This window comes from Streptomyces calidiresistens (genome assembly GCF_014141525.1).
GTDB lineage: Bacteria > Actinomycetota > Actinomycetes > Streptomycetales > Streptomycetaceae > Streptomyces > Streptomyces calidiresistens.
On record NZ_VKHS01001298.1, the window covers coordinates 1 to 954 of the forward strand.

2 protein-coding genes are annotated in these 954 nt (G+C 70.9%); one reads left to right on the plus strand and one right to left on the minus strand.

The features are described 5' to 3' along the window. Nucleotides 1–98: 98 nt before the first annotated feature. Nucleotides 99–410 (plus strand): hypothetical protein, encoded by a 312-nt coding sequence (locus FOE67_RS29835; protein WP_228474350.1) that lies wholly within the window; start codon nt 99–101, stop codon nt 408–410. Nucleotides 411–574: 164 nt separating this feature from the next. On the opposite strand, the gene FOE67_RS26985 is transcribed toward FOE67_RS29835, so the two are convergent. Then, nucleotides 575–934, minus strand: a complete 360-nt coding sequence (locus FOE67_RS26985; RefSeq protein WP_323385598.1) for a hypothetical protein — start codon at nt 932–934, stop codon at nt 575–577. Nucleotides 935–954: the final 20 nt, after the last annotated feature.

Genomic DNA, 954 nt, shown 5'->3' on the forward strand with positions numbered 1-954 from the left:
GCCGAAGGCATCGACGAACTCCTGAGCCGCTTCCCCGACGATCCCCACCCGGAGATCCCCATCCGGGCGCCGATGGGCTCCCGGATGGGGATCTCCGGGTGGGGATCGTCGGGGAAGCGGCTCAGGAGTTCGTCGATGCCTTCGGCGGGCTGCTGCCGCAGCTGTCCTCGATGGCCGAGCTGCGGGATCGGGAGACCATCGAGCGGATGGTGAGCTGCGAGGCCGCCACGTTGCCGGTCGGCCGATCCCCCGAAGCGATCCATCGGGGTGCTGTCCTGGCGCTGTCGCCCCTGCCCTTCGGCCTGCGGGCCCGGGTGGAGGGTGTGGTGGTCGACGGCACGGGACGAGGACGGGGAGTGGCCGGTCTCCTCACTGCGGATCGCCCGGGAGGCAGGAGTCCGGACCGTTGATCTCACCCCACGCCCCGACCGGGAGGCGGCGAAACGGTGGTGCGAACGTCTCGGGTTCCGGTCCCGGCAGCCAACCGTCCATCGTTTCCGGGTCGGGGGCTGAGCCCCCGGGCCGTAACCGGCTTTCCCCGAACGGCGGGGCGGGGGCGGTCATGGGACGGAGATCATCGGGGACCTCTGGCATCGGCGATGTGCACGAGCTGCCCCAGGGCGGTGGTGGTGTACCAGCCGCAGTCGATCAGGGCGTTGTAGCCGGCGTACTTCGGCAGGAAGCGCTTTTCCATGGCGCCCAGGTGGAGCAGGCAGTCGGGGCAGTGGCGCGAGAGGTGCACCAGGTAGCGGGGGTGGCCGGTGATGTAGGTCCGGGCCCCGCCGGTGGCGTCCCGCAGTCGCCATCCGTCCTCGTCGGTGGGGGTGTGCCAGGAGGGGGCCACGACGCGCATGGCGTCCCCCCACAGCTCGGCGCCCGCGACTCCCTTGATGACGACGACCCGGTCCCCGGTCTCGAAGTGGGAGTGGGTGATGTCCCGGGCTGTCTCTTATA